Annotated in this window: 23 protein-coding genes and 1 pseudogene; 10 read left to right on the forward strand and 14 right to left on the reverse strand. The window is 69.8% G+C overall.

Features of this window, described 5'->3' with window-relative positions:
• Positions 1 to 53: 53 nt before the first annotated feature.
• Positions 54 to 227 (reverse strand): annotated as a pseudogene (locus ACGFH8_RS18655) (helix-turn-helix domain-containing protein); the annotation flags it as partial.
• A 168-nt stretch (positions 228 to 395) separates the two neighbouring features.
• On the opposite strand from ACGFH8_RS18655, the gene ACGFH8_RS18660 reads away from it, so the two are divergent.
• Positions 396 to 959: an AAA family ATPase gene (locus ACGFH8_RS18660; protein ID WP_393368397.1), complete on the forward strand. Its 564-nt coding sequence runs from the start codon at positions 396 to 398 to the stop codon at positions 957 to 959.
• A 14-nt stretch (positions 960 to 973) separates the two neighbouring features.
• Here the strand turns inward: ACGFH8_RS18660 and ACGFH8_RS18665 are convergent, their stop codons facing one another.
• Entirely contained in the window at positions 974 to 1,528 is a 555-nt protein-coding gene (locus ACGFH8_RS18665) for a hypothetical protein (protein WP_393368399.1), read from the reverse strand.
• A gap of 158 nt (positions 1,529 to 1,686) precedes the next feature.
• Here ACGFH8_RS18665 and ACGFH8_RS18670 point away from each other — a divergent pair, with 158 nt between their 5' ends.
• Positions 1,687 to 2,439 (forward strand): MBL fold metallo-hydrolase, encoded by a 753-nt coding sequence (locus tag ACGFH8_RS18670; protein ID WP_393368401.1) that lies wholly within the window; start codon positions 1,687 to 1,689, stop codon positions 2,437 to 2,439.
• Between the two features lie 187 nt (positions 2,440 to 2,626).
• On the opposite strand, the gene ACGFH8_RS18675 is transcribed toward ACGFH8_RS18670, so the two are convergent.
• Entirely contained in the window at positions 2,627 to 3,490 is an 864-nt protein-coding gene (locus ACGFH8_RS18675; RefSeq protein ID WP_393368402.1) for a Crp/Fnr family transcriptional regulator, read from the reverse strand.
• Positions 3,487 to 3,993 (reverse strand): hypothetical protein, encoded by a 507-nt coding sequence (locus tag ACGFH8_RS18680; protein WP_393368404.1) that lies wholly within the window; start codon positions 3,991 to 3,993, stop codon positions 3,487 to 3,489. The genes ACGFH8_RS18675 and ACGFH8_RS18680 overlap by 4 nt, the downstream gene beginning before the upstream one ends.
• 168 nt (positions 3,994 to 4,161) lie before the next feature.
• On the opposite strand from ACGFH8_RS18680, the gene ACGFH8_RS18685 reads away from it, so the two are divergent.
• The 5 genes from ACGFH8_RS18685 to ACGFH8_RS18705 all read left to right on the forward strand — a co-directional run bounded on the left by ACGFH8_RS18685 (position 4,162) and on the right by ACGFH8_RS18705 (position 10,248).
• Positions 4,162 to 4,956 carry a hypothetical protein gene (locus ACGFH8_RS18685; protein WP_393368406.1) on the forward strand — a complete coding sequence of 265 codons (795 nt, stop codon included), beginning with the start codon at positions 4,162 to 4,164 and terminating at the stop codon, positions 4,954 to 4,956.
• Positions 4,957 to 5,036: 80 nt separating this feature from the next.
• Positions 5,037 to 7,247, forward strand: a complete 2,211-nt coding sequence (locus tag ACGFH8_RS18690) for a hypothetical protein (protein ID WP_393368408.1) — start codon at positions 5,037 to 5,039, stop codon at positions 7,245 to 7,247.
• A 13-nt stretch (positions 7,248 to 7,260) separates the two neighbouring features.
• Positions 7,261 to 8,139, forward strand: coding sequence for a hypothetical protein (locus ACGFH8_RS18695; protein WP_393368409.1), 879 nt, complete (start codon positions 7,261 to 7,263; stop codon positions 8,137 to 8,139).
• A 107-nt stretch (positions 8,140 to 8,246) separates the two neighbouring features.
• Positions 8,247 to 9,203, forward strand: a complete 957-nt coding sequence (locus tag ACGFH8_RS18700) for a cyclase family protein (protein ID WP_393368411.1) — start codon at positions 8,247 to 8,249, stop codon at positions 9,201 to 9,203.
• A 265-nt stretch (positions 9,204 to 9,468) separates the two neighbouring features.
• Positions 9,469 to 10,248 (forward strand): hypothetical protein, encoded by a 780-nt coding sequence (locus ACGFH8_RS18705; protein WP_393368413.1) that lies wholly within the window; start codon positions 9,469 to 9,471, stop codon positions 10,246 to 10,248.
• Between the two features lie 93 nt (positions 10,249 to 10,341).
• On the opposite strand, the gene ACGFH8_RS18710 is transcribed toward ACGFH8_RS18705, so the two are convergent.
• From ACGFH8_RS18710 to ACGFH8_RS18725, 4 genes are read right to left on the reverse strand one after another with little or no spacing between them, the layout of a single operon-like run.
• Entirely contained in the window at positions 10,342 to 10,536 is a 195-nt protein-coding gene (locus ACGFH8_RS18710) for a hypothetical protein (protein ID WP_393368415.1), read from the reverse strand.
• Complete coding sequence (locus ACGFH8_RS18715; protein ID WP_393368416.1) at positions 10,505 to 13,882, reverse strand: S8 family serine peptidase; 3,378 nt, start codon at positions 13,880 to 13,882, stop codon at positions 10,505 to 10,507. Before ACGFH8_RS18715 ends, ACGFH8_RS18710 begins: the two co-directional genes overlap by 32 nt.
• 43 nt (positions 13,883 to 13,925) lie before the next feature.
• Positions 13,926 to 15,143, reverse strand: coding sequence for a hypothetical protein (locus ACGFH8_RS18720; protein WP_393368418.1), 1,218 nt, complete (start codon positions 15,141 to 15,143; stop codon positions 13,926 to 13,928).
• Positions 15,140 to 16,300: a ThiF family adenylyltransferase gene (locus ACGFH8_RS18725; RefSeq protein WP_393368419.1), complete on the reverse strand. Its 1,161-nt coding sequence runs from the start codon at positions 16,298 to 16,300 to the stop codon at positions 15,140 to 15,142. Before ACGFH8_RS18725 ends, ACGFH8_RS18720 begins: the two co-directional genes overlap by 4 nt.
• Before the next feature lie 417 nt (positions 16,301 to 16,717).
• Between ACGFH8_RS18725 and ACGFH8_RS18730 the strand changes: the two genes are divergently transcribed.
• Entirely contained in the window at positions 16,718 to 19,339 is a 2,622-nt protein-coding gene (locus ACGFH8_RS18730; protein WP_393368421.1) for a tetratricopeptide repeat protein, read from the forward strand.
• Between the two features lie 33 nt (positions 19,340 to 19,372).
• On the opposite strand, the gene ACGFH8_RS18735 is transcribed toward ACGFH8_RS18730, so the two are convergent.
• From ACGFH8_RS18735 to ACGFH8_RS18750, 4 genes are read right to left on the reverse strand one after another with little or no spacing between them, the layout of a single operon-like run.
• Positions 19,373 to 20,233 (reverse strand): oxygenase MpaB family protein, encoded by an 861-nt coding sequence (locus ACGFH8_RS18735; protein ID WP_393368422.1) that lies wholly within the window; start codon positions 20,231 to 20,233, stop codon positions 19,373 to 19,375.
• The gene (locus ACGFH8_RS18740) at positions 20,230 to 21,444 is read right to left on the reverse strand and encodes an MAB_1171c family putative transporter (RefSeq protein ID WP_393368424.1); all 1,215 of its coding nucleotides are present in this window, start codon (positions 21,442 to 21,444) and stop codon (positions 20,230 to 20,232) included. Before ACGFH8_RS18740 ends, ACGFH8_RS18735 begins: the two co-directional genes overlap by 4 nt.
• 7 nt (positions 21,445 to 21,451) lie before the next feature.
• Positions 21,452 to 21,976 (reverse strand): hypothetical protein, encoded by a 525-nt coding sequence (locus tag ACGFH8_RS18745; RefSeq protein WP_393368426.1) that lies wholly within the window; start codon positions 21,974 to 21,976, stop codon positions 21,452 to 21,454.
• 50 nt (positions 21,977 to 22,026) lie between these two features.
• The gene (locus tag ACGFH8_RS18750) at positions 22,027 to 22,542 is read right to left on the reverse strand and encodes a hypothetical protein (RefSeq protein ID WP_393368428.1); all 516 of its coding nucleotides are present in this window, start codon (positions 22,540 to 22,542) and stop codon (positions 22,027 to 22,029) included.
• Positions 22,543 to 22,885: 343 nt separating this feature from the next.
• On the opposite strand from ACGFH8_RS18750, the gene ACGFH8_RS18755 reads away from it, so the two are divergent.
• Positions 22,886 to 23,707, forward strand: coding sequence for an NAD-dependent epimerase/dehydratase family protein (locus tag ACGFH8_RS18755; protein WP_393368429.1), 822 nt, complete (start codon positions 22,886 to 22,888; stop codon positions 23,705 to 23,707).
• 30 nt (positions 23,708 to 23,737) lie between these two features.
• Here ACGFH8_RS18755 and ACGFH8_RS18760 read toward each other — a convergent pair whose 3' ends face one another.
• Entirely contained in the window at positions 23,738 to 24,919 is a 1,182-nt protein-coding gene (locus tag ACGFH8_RS18760; RefSeq protein WP_393368431.1) for a toprim domain-containing protein, read from the reverse strand.
• Between the two features lie 113 nt (positions 24,920 to 25,032).
• Positions 25,033 to 25,893, reverse strand: coding sequence for an ATP-grasp domain-containing protein (locus ACGFH8_RS18765; RefSeq protein WP_393368433.1), 861 nt, complete (start codon positions 25,891 to 25,893; stop codon positions 25,033 to 25,035).
• A 153-nt stretch (positions 25,894 to 26,046) separates the two neighbouring features.
• Between ACGFH8_RS18765 and ACGFH8_RS18770 the strand changes: the two genes are divergently transcribed.
• Positions 26,047 to 26,307, forward strand: a complete 261-nt coding sequence (locus ACGFH8_RS18770) for a hypothetical protein (protein WP_393368434.1) — start codon at positions 26,047 to 26,049, stop codon at positions 26,305 to 26,307.
• Positions 26,308 to 26,322: the final 15 nt, after the last annotated feature.

Genomic DNA, 26,322 nt, shown 5'->3' on the forward strand with positions numbered 1-26,322 from the left:
GCGGCGATACGGTCCCCAGCCGCGTGCGCGGCCATCTCGAACGCGGTCCGGTCGGTGTCGGTCAGCCTGAACGCCTGGGCCAGCAGCCGAACGGTGCCGGAGCCCGGCGCCGCGACCTGGCCGGATTCGATGTAGCGGATGTGGCGCACGCTCAGGCCGGCCTTCTCGGCCAGTTCCTGGGTGATCAACAATCTGGTGCGGTGCCTGCGGACGACGTCGCCGAACACTCGGGCCCTCGGACGCGTCAGGCGGCGCCCCCAAGTGCGCCCGCATCAATGAACATGCTAGTAACCCCCCGTGGTCATCGGGAGACAGTATCGAGCTGGTTCTGTCGATCACTAGACTGCGGTGGCCGGACGGGCGGACCGGTCAACGATCACGAAAGCGCGAGGACCATGGCCAGCAACGGGATCGTCGTGCTCTCCGGCCCTCCGTGCTCGGGCAAGACCACGGCGCGAAAGGTTCTGGCGCGGCAACGGGCCACTCCAGGCCGGGTCCACCTGGAGGTCGACAGCCTGTTCGCGCTGCTGTTCCCCGACTCCGATCGCAATCGTGACGACCGCATGCACGCGTACGCCGGCGCGCACCTCCTGGCCCGCATGCTCGTCGACGGTGGAGAGACAGTGGTCCTGGAGTGCACCTACGCGCGCCGTGACCAGCGCGCCAGTCTCCGGGAAGCGTTTGTCGGCTCCGCCGCGCCACTGTGGGTCGTCGAGTTTCTCGTGACTCCCGACGAGGCCGTGCGTCGGTTCCGGGAGCGTCACCAAGCCACGGATCTCGACGAGACGCTCGTCCGCGAGCGGGCGGAGGCGTTCCCCTACTTCGACGGAGCCCTCCGCGTGGAGTCGTCCTCGGAGGCCCCGGAGGAGCACGCACAGCGCATCATCACCTGGCTGCGACAGGGCCCTCGACCGGTGGACCGGGACGCGTGGGTCCGGTCCGGAAGAGCCTGGAACTGAGGGCCCGGTCGTGGTCAGCCCAACGAGAGAGTCACGTCGTCGACGTCGAAGGCGGTGACGCCGTTGCCGGCGGTCTCGCTGGCGAGGAAGCTGACCGTCGCGGTGCGATCGGTCGTCGCCGTCCCGGTCGACATCCCGTACTGCCGCCACGGCGACCCGCCGTCGAAGGCCAGCGAGAACCTCGTCTTCGGGGGTACCCCGGTGACGGCCAACCCGACATTCAGGTAGTCGCCGCGGCTGGTCTCCGTGGTGGTGGTGCGGACCCAGAAGCGGACCGTCAGGTCGCAGCCGGCCGGCACGGTGGCTGTGGTGCGCAGCAGGTCGCCACGCGTCACGTCCAGTCCCGCGAAGGTGGCGTACGCGTTACCGGCGTGCGCGGGCCGGGCCGGGTCGCCGAACACGACGATGCGGGGGCCGGCGGTCCAGCCGGTGGTGCCGTGCTCGAAGCCCGGGTTCGGGTGGATCTGCCCGGCGCAGGGCGCGTCGGCCGCATGTTGGACGGGGGACGCGCCGCCCGTGACCAGGAGCAGCAGAGCCGCGGCCGAGGCGGTGGTGACGAGGGCCTTCATCAGTTCTCCTCATGGCAAGACATTCGGGACGGTCGATATCATCTGACCATGCGTGCTGCCCGTCCGCGCGTCAAGGCCTTGGTGGTGTCGGCTCTGCTGCTGGCGGCCGGACGTCGTCCGGGCCGGTGCGACTCCCGGTGGTCGGGCATGCTGTGCGGATGCGACAGGTCACCGTGCTCGGTAGTTGCGGTGCCTTTCCCGAGCCGGGCCGTGCCTGTAGCGGGTTCGCGATGGAATGGGGCGGCTACCGCCTGGTCCTCGACCTGGGCTACGCCACGCTGCCGCGGCTGCTCGGGCACTGGCCGGATGGCGCCGTCGACGCCGTCGTCATCACCCACGAGCATCCCGATCACTGCATTGACCTGCACGGGCTGTTCCGGATGCGGTTGTACGGTGACGTCGCTGGACCACGGCTGCCGTTGTACTGCCCACCCGGAGTGCTCGACCGGCTCGGCGGCCTGGAGCCGGACGCCGACCTACGGGCGGTCTTCGACGTGCATCCGCTGCCCGGCGCCTACCGGGTGGGACCGTTCGACCTGACCGGGCTGTCGCTCCCGCACTACGTGCCGAACGTGGGCATCCGACTACAGGCGGACGGGATGGCCCTGGCCTACTCCGGGGACACCGGCCCGACCCCCGTGCTGGCCGATCTCGGTCGCGACGCCGACCTGTTCATCGTCGAGGCCACCGACCATGCCGGCGAGACCAACCAGCCGACACGCAATCTGATGACCTCCACCGAGGCCGGTCACTGGGCGCGCCGGGCGGGCGCCCGCCGACTGATGCTCACCCACTTCTGGCCGGGCAATGACCGGGCCGCCGCCGTGGCAGCCGCACAGCTGGAGTTCGACGGTGCGGTGCTCGCGGCCGAAGAGGGCCTCGCCGTCCGGCTCGGGACAGCAGATCGCTGATCACCCCGCCCGCCGTGACGCGCACCGTCAACGGCGGCCGGCGTCACCGCTTTACGGGTGGGCCGCGCCCGATCTGCTGCTGGCCCGCTGAGGTAGTCAAGGGCCGAAAGAGGCCAGAGACCATACGCGGCAGGGAGGGCGCTTCGCCTTCACTCTGACATCGTTCGATACGGTCCGGTTGGACTCTTCAGCTGCCTTTGGTCCACCCATGTCGCACGTTCGGCATTAGCCCCACCTGCCGCAGGGTGGCCAAATCACGTATGGTGATCTGGCGGTATCCCGTTTCAAGAACTCCGGCCTGCCGAAGCTCGCGGAGCGCTTTCTCCACCGTCGGCTCCGCTGCGCCACTCAAGGTTGCCAACTCCGTTTGAGTCAGCATTACGCCAAGAGTTCTGCCGGCCGGCACCGGCTCTCCGTGTGCGGCCGATAGTTCTGCCAAGACCCTAGCCAATCGGACCTTCGCCGGGTAAGAGGCGAAGTCGACCCTTCGCTGGTTCGCCCAGCGGAAACGTGCAGCCGTGGTCCCCGCTAGCGCAAGCGCCGCCTCGGGGTGATCCTGCAAAAATGGATGCCAATCCCGCCGATGAATGACGTTGACCACCCCGTCACCGCAGCTGGTGACCGTGGCCGTGCGCGGTGCGCCGCCCAGCGCCGAGATCTCACCGACGACGTCACCCGAAACCCTGATTGCTAGAAGGGCTTGACGCCCATCTGCCAGATTGACAGTTACCTTCGCCAACGCATCGCGGAGCAGCACCATATGACTACCCTCGTCGCCTTCGCGAAGGATGCGGCCTCCCGGCTCCACCTTTACGGCTGTACCGATGGCAAGGAGCGCGGTGCGGACTGGCGGGGTCAGGTAGCTGAGTAGGGACCCCGGAGGCCACGGTGACAAGTCCTGTGGTCGGTCCTGGTGGTGTTGCATGTCAGCACCCCGTTCGCCGTCGGACGTGGCGATGCTTGGCCTTGTTGCGGTTGCATCGGCACAGCAACCATTCTGGTCGATGCAGTCGGCCGGCAAAAGGTATCCGAGCAGCGGCGTGCCAGTCACAGGAAGGATGCAAGGACCAGCCATGACGTTGCCGAGGCGACTGCAACGAAGGTCCACGGAAGCGCCGAACGCACCCGACAATGCTTGCCGTACGCGATCTGCCCGAGCAGCATCACGAGCCGCCACGCCTCCTTGCTCTCCTGACCAGCCACTAGGGCGATGGGTAGCGATTGAGGATCGGGGAAGCCGAAACGGTTCGGTCCTTCTGGTCCGGTCACCACCGGGCGGAAGCCGAGCGCCAGTTGCCGGGCACCGGCGACCAACGAGCAGATGAGCACGACGCAGGTGAGGCCAAGGGCCAGACCCAGCCCTGGCGTGCCTGCCAGTTCAGACCGCGTGGGCAGGCTACTGGCGATAAGGCCCGCCAGCGCTCCGTAGACACCAACGAGCTTCGCGATCTTGGTATCGGCGTGCTGGATCGAGTCTTGATGCATGCGAGCCGTGGCCAACGCTCGTTCCACGTCGGCAGTACCGGATGACACCGGGAACTGAGGGATGCTCATGGCATCAGTCAAGCCGTGGCGTCTCCGCCAGACCCCTTCGAAGTACGGCTTGACGCAAAGACGACAACACCTCATTCCCGAAACCCGTACTTCGATGGCATTCCCAACGTCGCGCGTCGCTATAAGTGACATGGTCTCGCAAGCAAGGCGAGGCACGAGGGGGGCGAGATGACACCGGCAGCGCAGGCGGACCGGCGGCTGATCATGTTCGTGGACATGGAAAGCTACAGCAGGAACGACGACATGGGACAGTTCCATGCCCAGAGCAACTTCCAAAAGATCATGCGAGATGCTGCCAAGCTTTGCGGGCTGGACCGCAGTGGCTGGGTGATCCAGGCGAGCGGGGACGGTGAGTTCGCAATCTTTCCGCCTGGGACCTCGGAGCCGAGGATCGTTGCCGAACTCGTGCCGGCAATGGACCGGATTCTGCGCGACCACAATCGGCAAGCTGCGGACCATGCCCGTATCCGGATGCGTGTCGCCTTGCATCAGGGGCTGGTAGTACCGGGGGAAAACGGTTTCGCCGGCAAGGCAGTTGTAACGGCCGCTCGGCTGGTCAATGCCGAGCCTGCGCGGGAGGCATTGGGTTTATTCCCCGACGCTGCAGTAGCGCTAATCGTATCAGCCACCATTCACCGCGACGTCGTTTGCCAGTCCTACAGCGGCATCCGGCCAGACCGCTTCCGTCGGGTAGATATTGAGGTGAAGTCCTTCGTGGACGAGGCCTGGGTGTTTGTGCCAGACGAGAATGTCAACTGCGCTCCCTTCGTGCTCGCCGCCGATGGTCCAGAGGACGCTCGTCGTAGTGGTGGAAAGACAAGGCCATCGGCAGCAAGTCCCTCCGGCGGTAGCAGGTTCGACTTTGGCACCGTCACGAATAACGGGCCTACCGTGTACGGCGACCACGGCCGCGCCTACGGCTCACACGCGGTGTGGCGCGACGACGAGGAGCGAGAACGGTGACTCCCCACAGTCCCCCCGCTGACGAGCCATTACCAGTCGATGCAGGGCCTGGTGCGGAAACGCCCGACTCTGGGCAGGAGGTGGACGATTCGAAGCAGCCGGCGACAGCCGGGAAACCCGAGCATGACCGGGACGAGGCGGGCGTCGATCTGCGCGACACAAAGGCCAGTGAGGAGGACGAAGAGGCAGAGGACCAGTCGGAGGATGCGACGGAGATCGACGAGTCTGGCAATTCTGCCGACTTCATGCAGTCCAATCCGACGCTCAGAGCATGGATGCCACGGCAGGGCAACCGCTTCCGGTTCGACGACGTCCGAAACGAAGGACCGACGGTCTATGGCGACTATGCGCGGATCATCGGCAACATCATCAACATCGGCCAAGACGATCGCGCTCGACTAAGCGCCGAGCCCGTTCGCCGGATTAAGCTCAAGGTGGCCACGTTAGTCAAGCCTGCATGTTTCGGTGACCTAACACAACGCTTGGGTCGAAGCCCGGTAGTTGGCCTCGCAGGCCCGGTTGGCACGGGGCGCTCGACGACTGCCTGCGCTGCACTCGTCGCTCGCCACGGCCAGGAACGCGTTCGGGAGATCATGCTCCCCGAGTCCAGCGATCCTTTGCAGATCCGAGATCACGTGGATTTACTGCAGAAGGGGCATGGGTACATCATTCGACTCGGCGCCAACGCCACTGCTGGGCTACTCCGAGCTTTGGAGCGAACCTTTGAGCAGCAAGAAGCGAGTGCGGTTTTGGTACGCGACCTAGACGTGCCAGATCGCGTGCTTCATCACGCGGAGGTATTTCAGAAAAGCAGCTTCGATCCGATAGCTGTGTTCCGTCGGCACCTCGTCTATAACCTCCATGGCCGCTGTGTTGACGGCCATGAGCACTGCGACGGGCACTGCGGGATCCGCTACGCTCGGAGGCTCTTAAAAAACGATCTCCTCCGCCGCGGCGTGACGCTGCTGGCTCGGCCCCGAGAATGCGCACAGCAGGCGGAAGTTATCGCGACCAGAATTCCGCAAAGCAATGAAGAACTGGCCGCACTGCTTCCGTCCGGAGAAGTGCGGCGACGTGTTCGTGCACGCGCCATCTTGGAGATGCCTACCGTCGACAGCGACTACCAACACCGCCAACTGCAGCACCGCAGGGCGCTACGAGTCACCTATGCAGTCTTTTCCGGCCATCCGATCGCCCACGTGACGGATGCGGCCGGGCTATTGCTAGAGAAGCTCGATGGGCTCTTCGCCCATCCCGCCATCGGCCGGCCCGCGCTGGTACACAGCCTCCCCAGACTGCTCGGTGACGATCTTGCAGGCGACTGGGACGGCGAGAAGGAACTAGCAGATCGGCTCCGGCCTGACGTGGCGACCCGGATGGCGCAGGTGGAGCCGGATATGGTTCGGGCACTTTTGGATGTTTCCTGGAACGAATTCGACAACAGCCAGTCGGCACTCATCGGGTGGTTGGACGCGCTGGCCACTCATCCCGCTGAGAATTTCAAGCACTGCGCAGCAGTCGCTGCTGCCGGGTTCGCCTGTCACGACTTCGATCAAGTCTATAGCAGTGTGATCAGCAACTGGGCGAAGGACCGGAAGCCCGCCCTTCGCCGAGCAGCTGCGGCGGCGCTGGTGGCCGCGGCCAACCTTGCCAACTCAGGCACCCCCGACAGATCACCGAGCCACCGGATCAGCAGCCGTGTGAGCGTGGAAATTTCCTCACTCGCCCGGTCTGACGCCGCATTTGAACGAGACACAGCCGCCAAGGCATGGTCTATGGGCTTCCGAACCGTGAATCACAACCGATTATTACACGACCTGACCCACGTCGCCCGAAACGCCCACGGCTATCTCGGCCACGAGGTCACGGAGTCGGTCACTCGACTGGCCGGGGATCTCGGCCATGCCCCGATCTTGGTTCTACTCAAGAAATGGTCGCAAAGTGAGGACTCCGTCCTTGAGGTCGCGGCCGGTCGCGCGTTCAGCCGGTTGACAACGTCGGAACTTCCCTTTCCCGGCCAGTTTCCGCTGCTCTCGCTAGCAGGCGCATCGCCCCAAGCCTTAGAAGATGTGGCGGCGATCTGGCGCTTAATCCTCTTGGACCCTGATCTTGCAGAGAACGGTTGGCGCCAACTGGGTCACTGGCTGCGATCCTTCCGGGCATACCCACCGACCGCCGAGGCCTTTCGCGCCCTGCTCCGGAATCTCGTCCTCGACCGGAGTGTGCAGCCACGGTTCGCCTACTGGCTATCACGAGCGGGTTCCCTATCCCATTTTGCTTCGGCTGCCTGAGTTCAGGAGTGTCATGACCTCCCCCAACGCTATTGCTTCTACGAATGCCATCGCCCGTTGGTGGCGAGGCCTGCAATCATGGCTGAGGCGGCTGTGGCTCGCTGCGCACCGCCTCCTTGCCGGTCCGCCACCGCCGATTCGACAATCCGTCCCGGAGAGCGTCAGCCAGCGCCGTCGGCTGTCCCAGCCCATTATCGTGCCGGCACGCGGGTTCGTCTTCACGTTTGAGATCCAGGTGCTGCTGACCTGGCACGCGGAAAAGCTGAGCGAAGAACTGCTAGGTGCCTGGTCGTTGCAGTTTGCCGACCTAGCACGGAGAGATGTTGAGAGACAGTGTGCTGAGCAGGCACGACATTTTTACCCGCAACAGGCCAGCGAACTCGAGTACCGCCTCAACCGGGAACTCTCGCGAAGCTACCGCACTTATGAACGACGGGGGATCGCTCTTCGCTGCCGGCCCGAGGTGAGGGTCCGTCTCGACCCGGAGGTACGCGAACAACTTCGAGCGATCCACCTCCAACGAATTCAGGAGGAAGGCGAGCACGAGTTACTCCTGCGACGAGCCCAGCGGACCGACCAACTGACCCAACGTTGGATCGCGGTGCTAGACCGGCTGCGCCACAGCCCTCTCGCGCATGCCGCAGCCCATCTTACCGACGAGCATCTGGCCAGCGTCATCGAACAGTACGTGACCGCAGAAGAGAAGGCGAACATAGACCTTCTTGCTACTCGCCTAGACGGAATACTCCGACGTAGCGGACGGGTCGGGCAGCCCTTGGAGGCGCACGAGGCTGACGAGGTCATCAGGCTGCTTGACGACGTCCTAGCCGACGTTCCTGACCTCTTGTCGACCACCTACCGCCCAACCTCAGACGGCACCAAGGCGCAGTGACCCCTGCCCATCTGAGGTAGTGTCGGGCCAGCTCAGCGGGCCGTGGCAGGTCGGGAGAGGCTGCCTGCGGCACCTCGGGCCGCGTGACCGGAGGAGTCGATGCCCAGATGACGGCAGAGCGGTCTTTGCCCACCCAGGACGAGGTGCTCGGATACTTCGACACGCTGTCGAACTGGGGGCGGTGGGGCGACGACGACGAGCGCGGGACGTTGAACCACGTCACCGACGACGTCCGGCTGGCGGCGGCCCAGGCCGTTCGCCATGGCAGGAGCGTGTCGTGCGCGTGGGAGATCGCCGTACCGGAGGACATGGAGCGGGCGACGACGACGTGCCCGTGTGCCGCCGACATGCCCGGTGCCGAGAACATCCCGGTGCCCGCGTTCCACGCCGACCGGCGCTGGGGTTTCTCGACCGAGCGGCTCGGCATCACGTTCCACGGCAACACCCTCACCCACATCGATTCGCCGTGCCACCTCTTCTGGGACGGCGCGATGTACAACGGGCGGTCGCACTCGTTTGTCGACGCCGCGACCGGATCGGCGTGGGCGGCCGTCACGGCGGCGGCGAACGGGATCGTCACCCGAGGTGTCCTGCTGGACGTCGCGGCGGTCCGCGACGTGCCGTGGTTGGAGCCGGGGGAGGGTGTGTTTCCCGACGATCTGGAGAAGGCCGAGCGACGCCAGGGTGTGCGGGTGCGACCCGGCGACGCGGTGCTCCTGCGGACCGGCTTTGGTCGCCGCCGGCACGAGACCGGCGCGGCCATCGGTCTCACGCAGGCCGGCTGGCATGCGTCCTGCCTGCCGTGGCTGCAGGAACGGCAGGTCGCGCTGATCGGCGCGGACACCCCCCAGGACGTTCAGCCGTCGGGGTACGAGGACGTGTTGATGCCGGTTCACGCCGTGAGCCTCGTCGCGATGGGTCTGTGGCTGCTCGACAACTGCGACCTGGAGGCGTGCGCCGCGACGGCGGCTGAGCTGGGCCAGTGGGACTTCCAGCTCGCCGTCGCGCCGATCCGCTTCGCCGGCACGTCCGGCAGCCCGGTCAACCCGATCGCCACCTTCTGAGCGACGGTCGGCCCGGGGCCGTACATCTCCGGCATGGGCCGCGAGGACCAGCGTAGCGACACCAGTCGATATTGCTGGATCGGCCGCGGGTGTGCTGGAATGGCTGGCATCGCCGCAGCACGGGGGCAACCGTGCTGGAGAACGGGCAGCACGGGAGCAGCGCGGTGTCGACGTGGAGCCACGTCGGCAGACGCCGCCGCATCGCCGGGCCACTTCCACGGTATTCCGGCTCCACCCACACGGGTGGGGCCCAACATCATGGAGGATGACCATGCGCCGTTTCCTCGCGGTGTGCACCGCCGCCCTGATCCTCGGCACCACGGCCGGCAGCATTCCGGCCGCCGCGTCCGGTGCCTCCTCGCGCTCGTGCACCCGTGGCCTGCTCTTCTGCGAAGACTTCGAGCGGTTGCCGCACGGCGGTGCCAGCTCGTTGGACTGGGGCATCGACACGCGCAACGGCACGCTCACCGTCGAGCGTGCCCGCCACGGCAACCAGGTGCTGCGTGTCCACACGGTGGACAACGGGCGCGCATTCCTGCGCGTCGACGACTTCGCCGCGCCGGGCAACCGCTTCTACGGCCGGATGCGGCTGCGCGTCGACGCCTTCCCCACCGCGCCCGACTGGGCGCACTTCACACTCGTTGAGGCGACCGGCAGCGGCAGCCCGGAGGTCGTCCGTCCGGTCGGCGGCCAGTACGCGCCCACGGTCCCCGGGATCTTCTGGGGTGTGGGCGCCGACGGCGGCCCGACCGGCGACTGGACCAACTGGCGGGAGTCCGCCCCGGTCACCGAGGACACCTGGCAGTGCTTCGAGTGGAAACTCGACCCGACCGACAACCGCGTCACGGTGTGGATCGACGGTGTGGCGAACCCGGACCTGACCGCTTCCACGACCGAGCACGGCGGCAACGACGTGCCGTTCATCCTGCCGACGGTGAACACGGTGAAGATCGGCTGGCAGCTCTACCAGGGCGGCACCACACCGGGGGAGTTCGACCTCTGGATCGACGACATCGCGCTCTCCACCAGGAGGCTCGGCTGCTGATCCCGTTCGCACGTGTCACGGCGGCCCGTCACCGGGCCGCCGTGACCGGCCCCGCCGGTGGGCGACACCGGCCGGCGGCACGGACGCGAAGCGTCAGCCAGGTTTGACGCTGGCGAGGTGGACGAGCAGGTGCACCAGCCGGTAGGCCTCGGCGATGTCGGCGGCGCGGAAGGCGACCGTCCGGCCGCCGGCCAGGCGGCTCACACCCGGCACCAGGAGCGCGAGGTCGACCATGTACGGGCCGTACAGGTCGACCTCACGCGCTCCCGGCACCATGGTCGACCGCACCACCACCCACCGTGTACGAGTAGGGCACCGCGGCCACCTCCGTGGCGAATCCGGTACGGGCGTCGAGGGTGGTCACCGTCAACGACCCGGTGACCGGTTCTCCCACCGGTTCGTCAGCGCTGAAGAGCACGGTGACCCGGCCGCTCTGCCCCGGCGTCAGCGTCAGCGGCGTGGTGGGCCCGGTCGACCCTTCGACCACCCGCCGCCAGTGACTGCCGGTGGACGAGGTGACCCGCGGGTCGGGGAGTCGGGTCAGGGCGTTCGCCTGGCAGTCCACTCGGGCCGGCGGTTGGGGAGCACCGCCGAACGGCCCGGCCCGGTTGGCGTTGCAGATCCAGGTCGTGGCCGACACCTCCGTCGACGAGACGAGCACCTCCGAGTGCCGGCCGGCGGTTCCGGCCAGGTCCGGGTCACCGACGTAGTAGCCGTTCTCGCCGTACGGCTGCGTGTCCAGCACGTGCGGCACCGTCGAGTCGGCCGCCATCCGCAGCCGCGTCGTGCTGGTCGGCACCGCGAAGCGAGGGTAGACGTCGACGGCGGACACCGGTGTCTGATACGTCGCCGACGTCACCGGCCGCAACGGCACCTCGCCCACGGCGTCCAACCGGGCGTCCACGAGGTACGACGCCGGCGCCGTACCGGTGTTGGTGATGGTGAGGGTGGCCTCGGTCGGCCGCCCCGCCGGCAGCGCGGCTCCCGCCGGGACGCCGGTGGCCAGCACCGACGCCGGGGCGAACCCCACCCGGCCGTGGAACGGCTGGCTGGTCCGGACCGTGGCGGTCGGTGCGGTGAGCACCAGCACCACGGTCCAGCGACCTGGCTGCGGGGTACGCCGGACCAGGTCCAGCCGGGGCGGCGCCGTGGTTCCCGCGGAGCGCGAGCTGCTGGCCGCGAGCGGCATCCCGGCCGGGTCGACGAGCAGTCCCCACACCTCCAGCCCCGGGTCGTCGCCGGCCCGTACCGACACGGCCAGCGCGGGCTTTCCGGCCGGTACGTCGAACTGGAAGCTGCGCCGCTGCCCGAGCAGCGCCCACCCGGCGAGGGCGCCGTTGCCGCCGGAGAAGGTGCCGCCGAAGCTGCCGCCGGCGGGACCGGTCGGGACCAGTGCCCGCAGTCCCAACGGAAGCGCCGCGTAACCCGTCGCGCCGGCGACGGTCACGGCGGCCGACGAGTCACCGGCCGTGGTCGGCAGGCGGACCGGCAGCGAGGCGGTCGTCGTACCGCCGGGCGGCACGACGACCGAGGGGCCGTCGCGCACGGTCAACCGCAGCGCGGTGACGTCGTACCGGACCGCGCCCACCGGCGGCGTCCCGTCCTCGCGGGTCCAGATCGCCACGGTCCAGCGGCCCGGCCGCGGCCGGGCCACCGTCACCCGCCCGTACCCTCCGTTGCCCAGCGGCAGTGAGTAACCGGCGAGCCGGCCGGCGGGATCGAAGACGCTCACCGCGACCGGCGCGGCATGCGCTCGGGGGTCCCAGGCCACCGCGGCCTGGAGCTGGTCGGTACCGCCGGGCACGGTGACCGGCACCCGGCGGGCGCTCGCCGGTACGCCGTCGGCGTCGACGAAGGCTGTCCCCGCCCCCGCGGCCGGCGTCACCTGACCGGCGGCGAGGCTGCGGGCCGGCGTGGTGGACCGCAGGCCGACGGTGACGCGACGGGCACGTCCGCCCGGATTGGTGAGGTGCACCGCGACCGGTGTGACCTGCCCCGCCGCGCCGGTGACGCGCGCCGTCGAGGTGGCGACGAGCAGCCCCGCCGCGTTCCGCGACACCGGCCGACCAGCGGCGTTGGCGGGCTGGGCGGAGGGAGCCGGATGGTCGGTCAGGGCTGCGGCCAGCCGGACCGCGGCGAGGGTGTCCACCCGCCCGGCGCCCTGCTGGTCGGCCGGCTGGCGCAGGTCGGTCGCGGAGCTCAGGAGGATGCGTTTGACCTGCTCGGGGGTTGGTGTGCCGCCGGTGTGCCGGCGGACCGTCTGGATCACCAGCGCCGCCGCCCCGGCCACGAACGGCGCTGCCGCGCTGGTGCCGCCGAACAGGAAGAACGGGCTGGGGGTGCCGCCGTCGAAGAAGGAGACACAGCTCTGGTAGCGGGCGGTGTCGGTCGAGCAGGCAGCCCACCCGGTGTCGCCGGGCGCCACGAGGTCGACGGTGCGGGGTTCGGTCTGCGCGGTGCCGCCGGAGCTCAACGCGGACACCGAGTCGGACCGGTGGCCGCCGTCGCCGAGCGGCGACCCGCCGTACCCGAGCTGGCCGTAGGCGCGCAGTTGGGTGCTCGCGCCGACGGCGATGACGTCCGGGTCGCTGGCCGGCGAACCCAGGGTGCCGTCCGGCCCGGCATCCCCGCTGGCCACCACCACTGTCACCCCTGCGGCGACGGCCGCGTCGTTGGCCAGCCGCAGGGCGTTGGCGGCCGTGTCCGGATAGCCGTAGCCCACCAGCGACTCGTTCAGCACGTCGACGCGTTCGTGCAGCACCGCCCACTCGATGCCCTGTAGGACAACCGAGGTGGGCGCCGCGACGTTGCTGAACACCTTGGCGACGTGCACGGTGGCGGCCGGTGCGACGCCGAGGATCCGCATCGGACACGGTCCGTCGGGGCGGTGCGCCGGATGCGCGTACCGCCCGGCGTCGTAGACGCCGACGCCCTGGGCCGCCACGACACTTGCGTCGCCGAAGGATTCCAGGATGTACGAGGGGGCGTCCAGGCCGTCGCCGGTGAAGTCGGCGTAGCCGGCCACGACCGACCGCCCGTCGCGGACGAACTCGGCCGCCGCCGGGTCGATCGCCCCGCCGAGCACGCCGACCCGCACCCCGGACCCGTCGGCCAGGTCGTGGGCGCCGGGCCCCAGGGCCGATCCGACGGTACGCGTCAACGCCAGCCCTTCCGGTTCGGTCAGCGGCGGCTCATCCGGCCCGGCGCAGCTACGGGCACCCGTCGCGGCTCCGTCGACCGGTGGCGCGGGCCGGCTCGAAGCGACCGGTTGGCGCAGTCGCAGCGGGGTGTCGGGCAGGACGGCTCGTACCCCGGGTCGGTTCGCCAACTCGGTGACGGCCCGCTCCGGCAGGGTCGTGGCGATGGCGTTCACCAGGCGCAAGGGCGCCACCCGGGTGGCGCCGACGCGGCGCAGGTCGGTGAGCATCGGCTGCTGGTCGGCGGTGATCCGGGCGGCCCGGTCGGCGAGCGGTCGCCCGCCGGCGGTGTCGTGCTGGTCGGCGAGGACGACGATGACGGCCCGGACCGGGCCGGCGCCGACCGCCGCCGGCGGGGCCACGGCGGCTACCGGTCCGGTGGCCAGGGCCGGCGTCAGGAGGGCGGCCAGCATTCGGTGCGGGGCGGTCAGTGGCACGGTGGGCGTCCTTACGTGCTGGTGGTGGCGGTGGACGAGCCGATCAGGCGGCGGCGCGACGTTCGGTGGCGAGGACCCAGCCGAAGGTGGCGAGTTGCAGGGCGACGAGCGCGAGGAAGCCGACGCCGTTCCAGAAGGCGAGCCCGTCGACCGGAGCGTCGAGCCCGTCGACGGCCAGCCGGACCATCGTGACCATGGCGGGCACCGTGAGGGCCAGCAGCGCCGCGGTGACGGCGAGCGAGCCCAGCAGGTAGAACGGCGCGTACCAACGGATGATCCGCAGTTCCCGGACCGGCACACCGCCGAGGTCGTGCCCGGGGTCGCGGCCGACCAGCCGCCGCACCTGGTTGGCCAACCACCGCCGGGTGTCACCCATCAGGTCACCCAGCCGCAGCCAGTTGCCCAGCACGTAGTAGACGTCCGTGCGCATGAACACCAGGAACTGGTAGACCACTGACAGCGTGAGCGTGTAGACGACGCCGCGCACCAGCCGCTCGTGCACGCCGGCGAGTTGCAGCACCAGGCAGACCGACATGAGCAACAGGTCCCAGGTCAGCCCCGCCAGGTACGGGGCGTACCGGCGGCGTCGGGGCACGGACCGGACGGCCGACATCTCCGTCTGCGCCACCAGGAACCACAGCCTTCGGCTGATCGAGAGCCGTCCGGTGACGCCCAACGCCCGCACGGTGGCCGCGTGCGCCAACTCGTGCAGCAGCACCAGCACCCAGGCCACCATCGCGACGACAAGGGCGTTGGCCAGCACCCCGTCCAGCAGGAACGCGTCGGCCGGGGCGGGCCGCAGCGAGGGTACGAGCGCCAGTAGCGACGGCACGGTCAACCAACCGCCGACGTAGAGCAGCCGCATCGGCGGTGCGAGCAGCCAGGCCACCCGGTGCGGGGGCAGGTTCGCCAGCAGCGCCACACCCCGGCGGGACACCTCGGCGGCGACCGGTGGGGCGCCGTGCTCCGGCGCGTCTCCGTCACCCGTCGTGGCGTCCACGCGCAGGAAGCCGCAGGACGCGATGCCGTCGAGGAAGTCGGCGAGGTCCGGCTCGGTGCCGTACCGGTCGGCGAACCGCCGGCGGACCTCGCCGAGCGGCAGCCCTTCGCCGAGCCACCGGACGAGGTCGACGCCCTCGGCCGGCAGCTCGACGAAGTCGCCGGTGTCGACCCGGCCGACCTCGCACACACCGTCCTCGCTCTCGCCGATGTGCAGCGGATGCAGCCGGACGACAGTGGTGTCGGCGAGCGTGCTGGTCACGCCGCGGACCCGGAGGCGACGGTGGCCCGCAGGCCGCCGGGGCGGGGCACCCGGCCGTCCGGGCCGCAGGCGGCGCAGTCGTCGAGCAGCGTGCCCTCGGCGAACTGCGTCTCCATCCGGTGCACGTCGACGACGAGCTTCCGGCCGACGATGACCGGCTCCGCCATGCCGGTGAGGTGCTTGACGGCCTCCAGGGCGGCCAGGTTGCCGATCATGCCGGCCATCGGCGCGTTGCACGGGTTGATGGTCCGGTCGCCGATCACCCCGACCACGTACTCGGCCATCGGCGTGTACTCCGGGTGGTTGGCCGCGGCGTCCTGCTCGACGCACTGGAAGCAGGCGGTCTGGTAGGGCACGTGCAGGAAGAGGCTGACCGTGAGCCCGTCGTTGGAACCACGCATCCACGCGGTGCCCTCCCGCAGGGCAGCCTCGTTCAGCCACTGGTAGAGCGTCAGGCGTGGCCGGTCCGCGGCGCAGATCACCAGGTCCCGGCCGGTCATGGCGGCGCGGGCGGCCTCCACCCCGTCGACCCGCGCGTTACGTGCGCTGATCCGCACGTGCGGGTTGATCTCGGTCAGCCGGCGGACGGCGGCGGTCACCTTGGGCTGCCCGACGTCGGCGTCGGTGTACAGCACCTGGCGGTTGAGGTTCATCAGCTCCACGTCGTCGTCGTCGACGAGCAGGATGTCGCCGACCCCGATGGCGGCCAGGCTCATGGCCACGTACGACCCGAGGCCGCCGATCCCCAGCACCGTGACCCGGGCGTCGCGCAGCCGGAGCTGGAAGTCGGCCGCGGTCAGCGGCGGCTTGTGGAAGTACGAGAAGAACTCCAGGTTGCGCCGGTACCGCTCGCGTTCCACGGCCGGCAGCCGAGCCGGCGGGGGTACGGCGGCGTCCTCCACGAAGCCCATCCCGATCAGCGCGTCGACGGAGTCGTCGACGTCGCCGGCGCTGATGCCCGGATCGTGCTCCGCCATCGCGTCCGCCAGTTCGGGCCGGGTCCGGGTGCCGTCCAGCAGGCTCAACAGGTGCCAGGTGTTGCCGCGCTCGTCGTCGACCATCTCCGAGGCGATGCCGTAGTCGCCGCCGCCGATGCGGATGCGGCCGTCGCCCAGCGGGATGGGTGGAAACACGCTCTTGATGCGGGGTCGCCTCATCCGTACTCACTCCTTCGGGTGCTCAGGTCGTGGTGGCGGTCCTGGTCACCGCCCGCACGGGCGGTGACCAGGACACTCGGGTCAGCAGTCCGTGCAGGGGCTGCAAGCGCAGATGACAGTGGTCTCGATCTTCTCGAGACGACGGATCTGGATCTTCATGGCGACACCTCCCTCCCGGGTCTTCCGACCGGCCCGACCGTGACCGGCGGAGGCCGCCGGTGCCCGGACCAGCACCTCGGTGAAGTCTGTGGCGGGCCGCCGGGCCGTGGGTGAATCCCGGACGATCCCGGATGGCCACCACCGGCGGCCCTCCGGTGCGCTCGGCGGATCCGATCAAGGACAAATCAGGTGACGCCGCCGGACCGTGCGGGTCTAGTAGGACGACAAGCCCGAGATCAGGACCGTGCAGGAGCCGCCGTGACCGAGTCGCTGCCGAGTGGAGGCGGTGTGGCGCCGCCGGATCCCGGGCCTGCCGACTCACTCGACGACGTGGCCCAACGGCTACGGATGTTGAAGGTGTGGGCCGGTGACCCGTCCTACGACACGATCAAGAGTCGGATCAACGCCGCCGGGAAGGCCACCGGCCGGCCCGGTGGTCTGCTGGCCAGGCGGACGACGGTCGCCGACTGTTTCCGGGACGGTCGACGGCGGCTCAACACCGATCTGGTGATCGCCATCGTCGAGGCCATGCACCCGGACGTCGGGTACGTGGCGCAGTGGCGGCAGGCGCTTCGGGTCGTCGGCGGGGAGGCCCGGGCGGCGTCGCAGGTGCGGGTCCAGGACGACCTGCCGCAGGATCTCCCCGGTTTCGTCGGTCGTACCGCCGTGGTGAACCGGCTCCGACGGGAGCTACACAGGAGCGACCTGGACGACGGCCCGGTCGTCCTGGCGATCCAGGGCATGGCGGGCGTCGGCAAGACCCACCTCGCCATCCACGCCGCGCGTGCCGTGCACCGGCGGAAACCGTTCGACCGGATCCTCTTCGTCAACCTGCGCGGGTTCCACCCCGACCCCGGTCAACCGCCGGCCGACCCGGCCTCGGTCCTGGAGGGCTTCCTGCGCCTGCTCGGCGTCGCCGGCCAGCAGATCCCGTACGACCTGCCCGCCCGGGCCGCCGCCTACCGCCGCATCCTGGCCGGCACCCACACGCTCGTGGTGCTGGACAACGCCAGCGACGCCGAACAGGCCCGCCCGCTGCTGCCCGACACCCCGGGCTGCCCGGTGCTGATCACCAGTCGACGCGACCTCGGCGACCTGCCGCACGCCACACGGCTCACCGTGGGCCTGTTCACTCCGGACGAGTCGGCCGCGCTGCTCGCCGGGGGCGGCCCGCCCCTCCCCGCCGGCCCCGACCCGAACGCGGTGGCCCGGATCGCGCAGCGGTGCGGCCACCTCCCCCTCGCGCTCGGGCTGGTCAACGCGCACCTCAGAAGCACCTCCGGCTGGACGCTCACCGATCACGCCGACCGGCTCGACGAGCGTCACCACCAGCGCCGCCTCGACGTCAGCGTGGAGCTCGCCTTCGACCTCTCCTACCGCGAGCTGCCCACCGAACGGCGACGGCTGCTGCGTTTCGTGGCGGCACATCCCGGCGATGACTTCGACGCCCGGGCCGTCGCTGCCCTCACCGGCGTGCGCCCGTCCGACGCGGAGATCCATCTGCGCCACCTGCACCGGGACCACCTGCTGCAACAGGCCGTCCCCGGTCGGTACGCCCTGCACGACCTCATTCGCGCGTACGCCGCCGCCCGGTGCGGCGACGAGGACCCACCGCCCGAACGGCGGGCAGCCCTGACCCGTCTGTTCGACTACTACGCGGCCACCACGGCCGCCGCCGTGGGCGTCCTGTACCCGGCCGGATCGCACCGCGAGCCGTCATCCGGCGGCGTGCGGGTCGCGGCGCCGCTCGACGCGGACACCGCCCGCGGCTGGCTGGACACCGAGCGCCCGGCTCTGGTCGCCGTCGCCGCTCACACCGCCGCCCACGGCTGGCCCTCCCACACCACCCGGTTGTCGGCCAGCCTGTTCCCGTACCTGCACGGCGGGTATCCCACCGACGCCCTCGCCATCCACGAGCACGCGCGTACCGCCGCTCGCGGTGCCGGTGACTCAGCCGGACAGGCCCACGCCTCGACCAGCCTCGGCGCCACCTACGCTCAGCTCGGCCGGTACGGGCCGGCCACCGAGCACCTCCAGCAGGGCCGGAGCCTGTTCCGACGGGTGGGTGACCAGGTCGGCGAAGCCCGCGTACTTGTCAACCTCGGTGTCATCGAGTCGCAGCTCGGCCGCAACCGATCCGCCGCCGCCAGCTACGGCCGAGCCCTGACCCTGTTCCGGCAGGCCGGCCACCAGGCCGGGGAGGCACACGCGCTGAACAACCTCGGTGAGGTCGAAGCGCAACTGGGTCAGTACGGGCTGGCCGCCAAGCACGTGCAACGGTCCCTGATCCTGTTCCAGCGGCTCGGTGGCCGTACCGGGGAAGCCTGGACGCTGAACACCCTCGGCGACATCGAGATACGGCTGGGTCGGCACCGGGCCGCGGGGATCCACCTGGAGCGGGCCCTGGCCGTGTACCGCCAACTCGGCAATCACACGGGCACGGCCTGGACGCTGAACAGCCTCGGCACGCTGCACACCCGTCTCGGCCAGACCAGCCGCCATCACCAGCAGTCGCTCGACATCTTTCGCGAGACCGGCGAACGGTACGGGGAAGCCAGCGCGCTCAACGGAATCGCCGAGGCGGCTCGTGTCACGGGCAACGTCGCCGACGCCCTTGCCCACCACGGGGCGGCACACGCGATCGTCGTCGAGATCGGCGCGTATCACGAGCACGCCCGTACCCACGCCGGCCTCGGTCACGCCCACCGCGCTCTCGGGGCCCCCACGTCCGCCCGTGCTCACTTCCAACGGGCGCTCACCCTCTACGCCGACCTGGACATGCCCGAGGCCGAGGAGATCCGCGCCCACCTCTCCGCCCTCGACGGCGACGGCCCGGACCTGACGGGACAGCTCCTGGTGAGCACCGTGAGCTGCGGTTGATCAGCGCCGTTCCGCCAACTCCACGGTGGCGCGCTACTCGGGTACGCGGTCGGGCCGCGGACCGAGCTGGCTGATCTCGTACCCGTCGGGGTAGCTCCTGGCGTTGATCCCGTCGGCGAACAGCGCCGTCTTCCGGGGCGCTCCGAACCACCGCTGCGCCCTGGCCCGCGTCTTCAGACCGAGGTGCAGGCCGGCCCGGACCGGCCACGCCGGCGCCTCGACCCGCATCGCGCGGCGGAGCGGCGCATCGTACATCGCGCTGACCAGCGCGTTTCCCAGCGGCGCGAGCATCCGGGGGATCCGGGCGAGCATCAGCATCCGGGTGGCCCGCTCGATGGCCGCCGCATCGTCGTTGGGCTGGAGGTGCACCGCGTCGTGGGTGTCGAACCAGGTCTCGAACTCGTCGTACGACCCGGGGATGTCCGTGATGCCCATCCGCCGGCCCAACTCCCGGTAGAACAGGTACGTGGCCTGCCGCTCGTGGCAGCAGGGCGGGCGCCAACCGTACTCCCGCAACCACCGCGTCGGGACCACCACGAGGCAACCCAGGACGTAGCGGAAGTCGTCGTTGCTGATGTCGTACGGGCGGTGGATCTGGTTGACGCGCCGCAACGCGTCCCGGCCACGAGGCTGCTCGAACCCGTTGAGCACCATCTCGTACATCAGCAGGCCGGTGTCGTCGATCCGCTTCTGGGTGCGGTCGGTCAGCTCACCTGTGGTCGTGTGCACCGCGGCGATGGCGGGAATGGAGAAGGACCTGTTGAAGGCCAGGTTGAGCCCGAGTTTCAGGTCCCACGGAAACTCGTGACGCAGCATGGTCTGGTAGATGGCCAGGTAGTCGCGCTCCGGGTCGAGAGCACGGGTACGGGTCAGGTTCGCGTAGCGGCCTCTCATCGGCGGGCGTCTCCAGCGGTGAGCTTCCGGGTCGCGGCGAGCGTCTGCGCCACCACAGGTGAGCGGGCGTAGGCGTCGGTGACGAGCGTCAGCCACGCCACCTCGCCAGCGTAGCCATCGTCCGGGCGGTGCAACTCGTCCGCGGGCTGCGGGGTGGCGGCCACGAGACCGGCGCCGTGCCGCCGCAGCGCGCAGGCCAGGTGTGCGGCCTCGACGGCTGCCTGCCGTTCCTGTGTGGTCAGTCCGGCCTGCTCGGCGAGCTGCTCGGCCAGCGTCGTCACACCGACGTCGCTGTACGGGCGCAGTGCCAGGCGGCCGTCGCGGATCTCGGCCACCCGGCGGGTCAGCGCGTAGTCGATGTCGCGCGCCGCCGTGAGGGGGCGGCGCAGGGCGGGGTCGAGTTCCAGCTCGGGCAGGGCCGCGATGAGGTCCCGCCAGAGCGGTTCGAGCCGCCGGTAGGAGTGGAAGTCCTCCCACCGGCGCGTGATCCGCAGGGTGGGCCCCCACGCCGGCATGGTGAGGCCGATCGTGATGAGCAGCGCGCCGATGGTCACCAGGACCGCGGCGATCTGTCGCTCGCCGGTGGGTTGGTGGCCGGCCCAGTAGGCGACGAGATACACGATCTTGTTGACGCTGTAGAGCAGCGCGAAGGCCGCGCCCACCGCGGTGATGCGCAGGCCACGGCGCAACCAGGGCCGACCGCAGATCTTCGCGAAGCTCCAGCACAGCCGGGTGATGTCGAAGCAGTAGGCGAAGAAGCCGAGCACCAGGAAGATCAGCAGGTAGGCGGTCACGACGGGGTCGGTCGCGTACTCGACGGTCAGCAGCACCGGGTCGTCGTAGCTGAGGGTGTAGGCGAAGAGGCCGGCCATGACGAGGAACGCGAGCCCGGTGATCCACACCCAGACGCGGGCACGGGCGGCGGCCTTCGTCGGGGGAAGCGCGAAGTGCAGGAGCATGATCTCGGCGTTCGCCGAGATGGTCAGCGCGCAGCCATGGGAGATGACCTTGGCCAGGTTGGGCAGGCCGGACGCCTGGTCGATGGCGGACGCGATCGGCGGGATGGCGGCGGTGATCCCGGCGGCGAAGGCTCCGAGGCCCACACAGATCGCGCGGCGGGCCCGGCTCGGGTGCCGACGCTGGAGTCGCACCATGTAGACGACGGCGATCCAGCCGGCTACGGCGCACACGGTGTACAGGACGGTATCCATCGCTCCGCTACCAGTGGGGGTGCTCGAGTGAGTGCCGGAGCCGGCCGTACAGCTCGGCGTCCTGGCCGTCCAGCGGTTCGTCGTCCACGTCGCCGCGCCCGCCACGGAGCCGACGCAGGAGCAGCGAGCCGATCATCTCGGCTTCGCGCTCCTCGGCCGCGGCGTAGTTGCTGCGGCCGAGGCTGCGCTGGACCAGTTGCGGATCGAGGTCGGGCAGCAGCAGTCGGGACGCGTCCGCGTCCAGTACCTCGGTCGCCCGGTGGCCGGCGAGCAGGTGACCCAGTTCGTGGCCGATGATCAGCTGTTGGTGCAGCGACGAGGTGTCCTGTTCGAAGAAGATGGCGTCGAAGTCGCCGGTCGGCACGCACATCCCGCACACCGTCTGCGCCGGCAGCTTGATCGGCACCAGGTGGATGGGCCGGCCGCGGCGTTGGCCGAGGACGTCGCACAGCGTCTGGATGTCGAACGGCTCGGGCACCTCGAGCTCGGCGACGATCCGCTCGCAGCGCTTGCGTAATCGGTACAACCTCACGTCAGCGTTCCCCTGCTCGTCGACGTACTCCCATCGGAGGATGTGCACGGCTAGGTGCGCTCGCCGGGCCCGGAACCGGTGACGCCAGCACCCTCGGCCACGGCTCGCAGGCGGACCACCATCTGCTCGATGAGCTGGGTGTCGGTCGCCGAGAGGCCGTTGTCGGTGAGCACCTGGCGCAGCGCCACCTGCTTGACGTCCATTCGACGCAACTCGCTGAGCAGCGTGATCTGGTCCTGTATTCGCCGTGCCGCCGCGTCGTCGACGAAGTAGCCCGAGTTGACCCCGAAGGCGGCGGCCAGGGCGCGGACGTGTGAGGTGCGGGGATCACGTGCCACGCCACGGCGTAACTCTCCGATGTAGGCGGCGCTGATCGTGACACCTGTCTCGGTCGCGACTATGTTGATCTTGTCGGCGATCTCCTTGTTCGTGTACTTGCGCCCCGGCTCGTCGGAGTCGCCGAGCTCGTCGCGAGTGGGGCGGATCTCGTCGAACAGGTATTCGAGCCTCGCAGCCAGCGTGTCGAGGGGCGGCAGCTCCTGCTCTGTGTGCCGATCGTCGGCCATGATTCTTCACCCTCCAGGCACCGAAACGACAGTGTCGCAGATGGATGCGGCAACGAAACAGATGTTGACACCCGCACGGAACGTGAGCGTATGCTCGCTCCTGTTTGGAGCAACGCGTGTTGAGCGATCGGCCAATCTGCTCAACGCCCGTTGCGTGGCGGACGAACCCGAGGTCCGCCAGCCGAACGGGGAGGCGCCGTGGGAGGGGTCAGCTCCGCAAGGAGCACAACGGGGGGACTCCTCCTGCGGCACTGCTGCCATGGTTACCCCAACAGATACCCCGACGCCGCCTGGCCCCGGCCGCGGCGTCTCCTTGTCGGTGGGTGCCGCCAGGATGGGGGCCATGAGTGCACATCTGGGCACGGTCGTGGTCACGGGTGCGGCAGGTCGGATCGGCTCGGCGGTGCGCCAACACCTGTGCGACGAGGTTCGCGAACTCGTGCTGGTCGATCGGGTAGCGGTGCATCCACAATCAACGACAGAGCGGGCGCTGCAACTGGATCTGGCGGACCTGGACGCGGTAGTTGCGGCCCTGGCGGGGGCGGACGCCGTGGTGCATCTGGCCGGGCTTGCGGATGAGGCACCCATGGCCGATCTGCTGGACACCAACGTGCTGGGCGCGTACCACGTTCTGGAGGCAGCCCGCCGACAAGGGGTCGGGCGAGTCGTGCTGGCCAGTAGCAACCGTGTTACCGGCTTCTACCGGGTCGGGCAGGTCGTCGCACCGGACGCACCGGTGCGGCCGGACGGGTTCTACGGGGTGAGTAAGGTCGCCGTCGAAGCACTCGGACGCCTGTACGCCGACAAGTTCGGGGTTTCGGTGGTGTGCCTGCGAATCGGCAGCTTCGAGGACGAGCCGGCCGAGGCCCGTTATCTGGCAACCTGGTTGAGCCCGCGCGACGGCTGCGGCTTCATCCGTGCGGCCATCACCGCGTCCGACGTTCACTTCGCGACCGCCTATGCCGTTTCCGCAAACACCCGCGGGTTCTGGGACACCACCGCCGGAGCGCGGCTCGGCTATCTGCCGGTGGACAACGCGGAGAGTTATGCCGATCGAGTGCCCGGTTCGGACGCGCCGATCGACACCGCCGCCTTTCAGGGCGGCGCCTACACCAGCGCCGAATATTCCCTCCGACACGTCGTGTCGTCCCCTCCTACCGAGTGAGGACGATCAACCAGCGCGCACCTTAGGGAGTCATGCCGATCGGAGCACCGATCGTCCGCTGCTTTCCGGGCGTACCTGATGAGCCCTGGCCTCGTCGGCCGGGTCGAGATCGTGCAGGGTGTCCTCCAGGTGTGTGATCGCGGCGATCGCGACGGTGTCGACGCCGGCCCCGGTCGTGGCGACGATGCGTCGGGCGAGCCGGATCGCGTCGTCCGGGCTGGCGGCCTGAAACAGCAGCGGCACCAGGACGCGGACGGCGGCGCACCTCCCGTCGATGTCTTCCAGCAGACGGGGATGCCGCTCGACGAGCCGGGTGAGGCGGTGGTCGAGCACCGCGTCGAGCATGGGACGGGCCCGCCGCCGCAGGGCGGTCCGTAACTGGGCCCTGCCGTTCGGCCGACGGAGCAGGTCGGCCGGGTCGGCGCCGGCGGCGAACTCGGCCACCAGCAACGGGCCGGGCAGGCGTTGCTGCCGCAGCAGGCGCCAGGCCCGGTCCACGGCGGCGCAGCCGGCCGGGTCCGCGTCGAATGCCGCCACGACGCCCTGCGCGGCGCCGGGCAGATTCCGCAGTATCGCGGCCTGGTCGTCGGTGAGTGTGGTGCCGCAGGGCGCGACGGCCACCGCCTCCGAGGGGCCCGACCGGGAGTACGACAGCCACACCGCGAGGACGTCGGCCGGCCCTTCCACCAGGACCGGTGTCCATCGTGCGCGGATACGCTCCTGCTGCTCGGCGATGCCGAACAGCAGTTGTCCCTTGTCGTAGATCGCGCTCCGCGGGCTGTTGATGTACTTCGGTACGCGCACCACCGAATCAGGGCGGCAGCGGCCGAGGAACGCCACGGCCTGTCCGGCGGGACCGCGTACCGGGAACATGATCCGGTCGCGGAAGACGTCGATGAGCCGGTGTGGGTCCGATCGGGTGCGCCGTGCCACGCCGGCGCCTACCACCTCCTCCGCCGTGAAGCCGGCGGCGAGCAGGTGGTCGGTGAGCGAACTCCAACCCGGTGGGGCGTATCCGACCCGCCACGGCCACTCCCGCTCGACGAGAACACCGAGGCCGCGGTGGGCGAGATACGCGCGCGGGCCGTCGGCCTGTCCCAGTTGGGCACGGTAGTACGCCACCGCGGCCTCGACGGCCGCCAGGAGCCGCGCGGACTCGGGCCCGCTGCCGCGTACCGGGGATGTCGGATGATGGGGTCGGGGAACGCCCATGGCCTACCTCCGGTGTCCACGCTAGGCCAACCGGTCCCTACCGGCCAGGAGCGCTGGGCCGCTCGCGGCGGGGGCACAGTGGACCGGCGGCCGAGGGCGGCGGCGAACGCGGCCTATCGCTGCCCGGGCGGCCCGCCGGCCCAGAGCGCGGCGACGAAATCGTCGGCGCTGATGGTCGTCGGTCGGTCGCTGACCTGACCGTCGCCAAGTTCGATCACGCGCCAGATGCCGTCGTCTCTGCGGGCGAGGTCGACGGTGACGAACGGTAGGTCGAGGGCGGCGATCAGGGGGGTGAGGGTGGTGAGGTCGAGGCCTGTGGGTGGGCGCTCGTCGGGGCTGTCGGGGTGTGCGCCCACGAGTACGCAGGCACCCCCGATCCACCAGGTGCGTACCTCGGCGGTGGTGAAACGCTCGAAGGCGCGCAGGACGAAGCCACCGGTGAAGTCGTCAGCGCGGAGCTCCCGGAAACGGCTGGCCACCCGCCAGGCGGGGGAGGGGTCGGTGAGGTCGGGGATGAACGCCGCCTCGTGCCAGTGGTGTTTCATCGACTTCGTGTAGTCGCGCAGCACGGCGGCGCCGCTGCCGAGCCGTGCCCGGGCTTCGTCGAACGCGGTCCGTTGGGCGCCTGTCGTCCAGGTGGAGGTGGGGGTGACCGGGGCGAGGCGGTCGTACCAGCCGGGGAGTTCGTGGGCGCGGCGGTACTGCTCGGCGCTGGTGCGCAGGGTCACGCCGCGGGCGGCGAGGGCGTCGGCGAAGCCCGCGTACCTGTCGCTGCGGAGCATCCACCCGCGGTAGACGGCGACACCACCGGCGGGCACGGCCGTGACCGCGGCCTGTGGCTCGTCGCCGGCCAGCGCGTCGTGGTCGACCACCGCGACGTCGATCCCGGCGGTGCGTGCGGCGTGCGCTTCGGGTGCGAAGTGGTCGTCGGGCCGGCGCGGCCGTAGGGGGTTGGCGGGGACCAGCAGCAGCATCCGACCATCGTGCCGCAGTTACGGCAACGGGCTCCACCCGAGATCCGATCGGCCCGGCCGGTGGGCACGCCAACGCCGGCGACCACGGCACGTCGTCCCGGTGCCCCGATAGCCTGATCAACCGCCACGGGCGGTAGCAGACAGGATCAGACGATGACGCTGAACAGCACGGTGGCCGCGGCGATCGCCGAGCAGGCTCTGGCGGAGTTGCAACAGGTGCCCTACCCGGCACTCGTGCCGCTGCTCGACGACAGCAGGAAAGCGGTCGTGACCGGTGCCGACGGCAGGCAGTACCAGGTGGTGACGTACGCGTTGCCGGATGTGGATGACTGCGTGCGTGTGGTCGTCGCGGTCGACGACGGCGGACGTTCGGCCTTCAAGCCCCTGGTCCGCGACATCATCGTCGCCCCTTGACGGTGCGACCCGGAC

The sequence above is a fragment of the Micromonospora sp. NPDC049175 genome (genome assembly GCF_043197345.1).
Lineage (GTDB): Bacteria > Actinomycetota > Actinomycetes > Mycobacteriales > Micromonosporaceae > Micromonospora.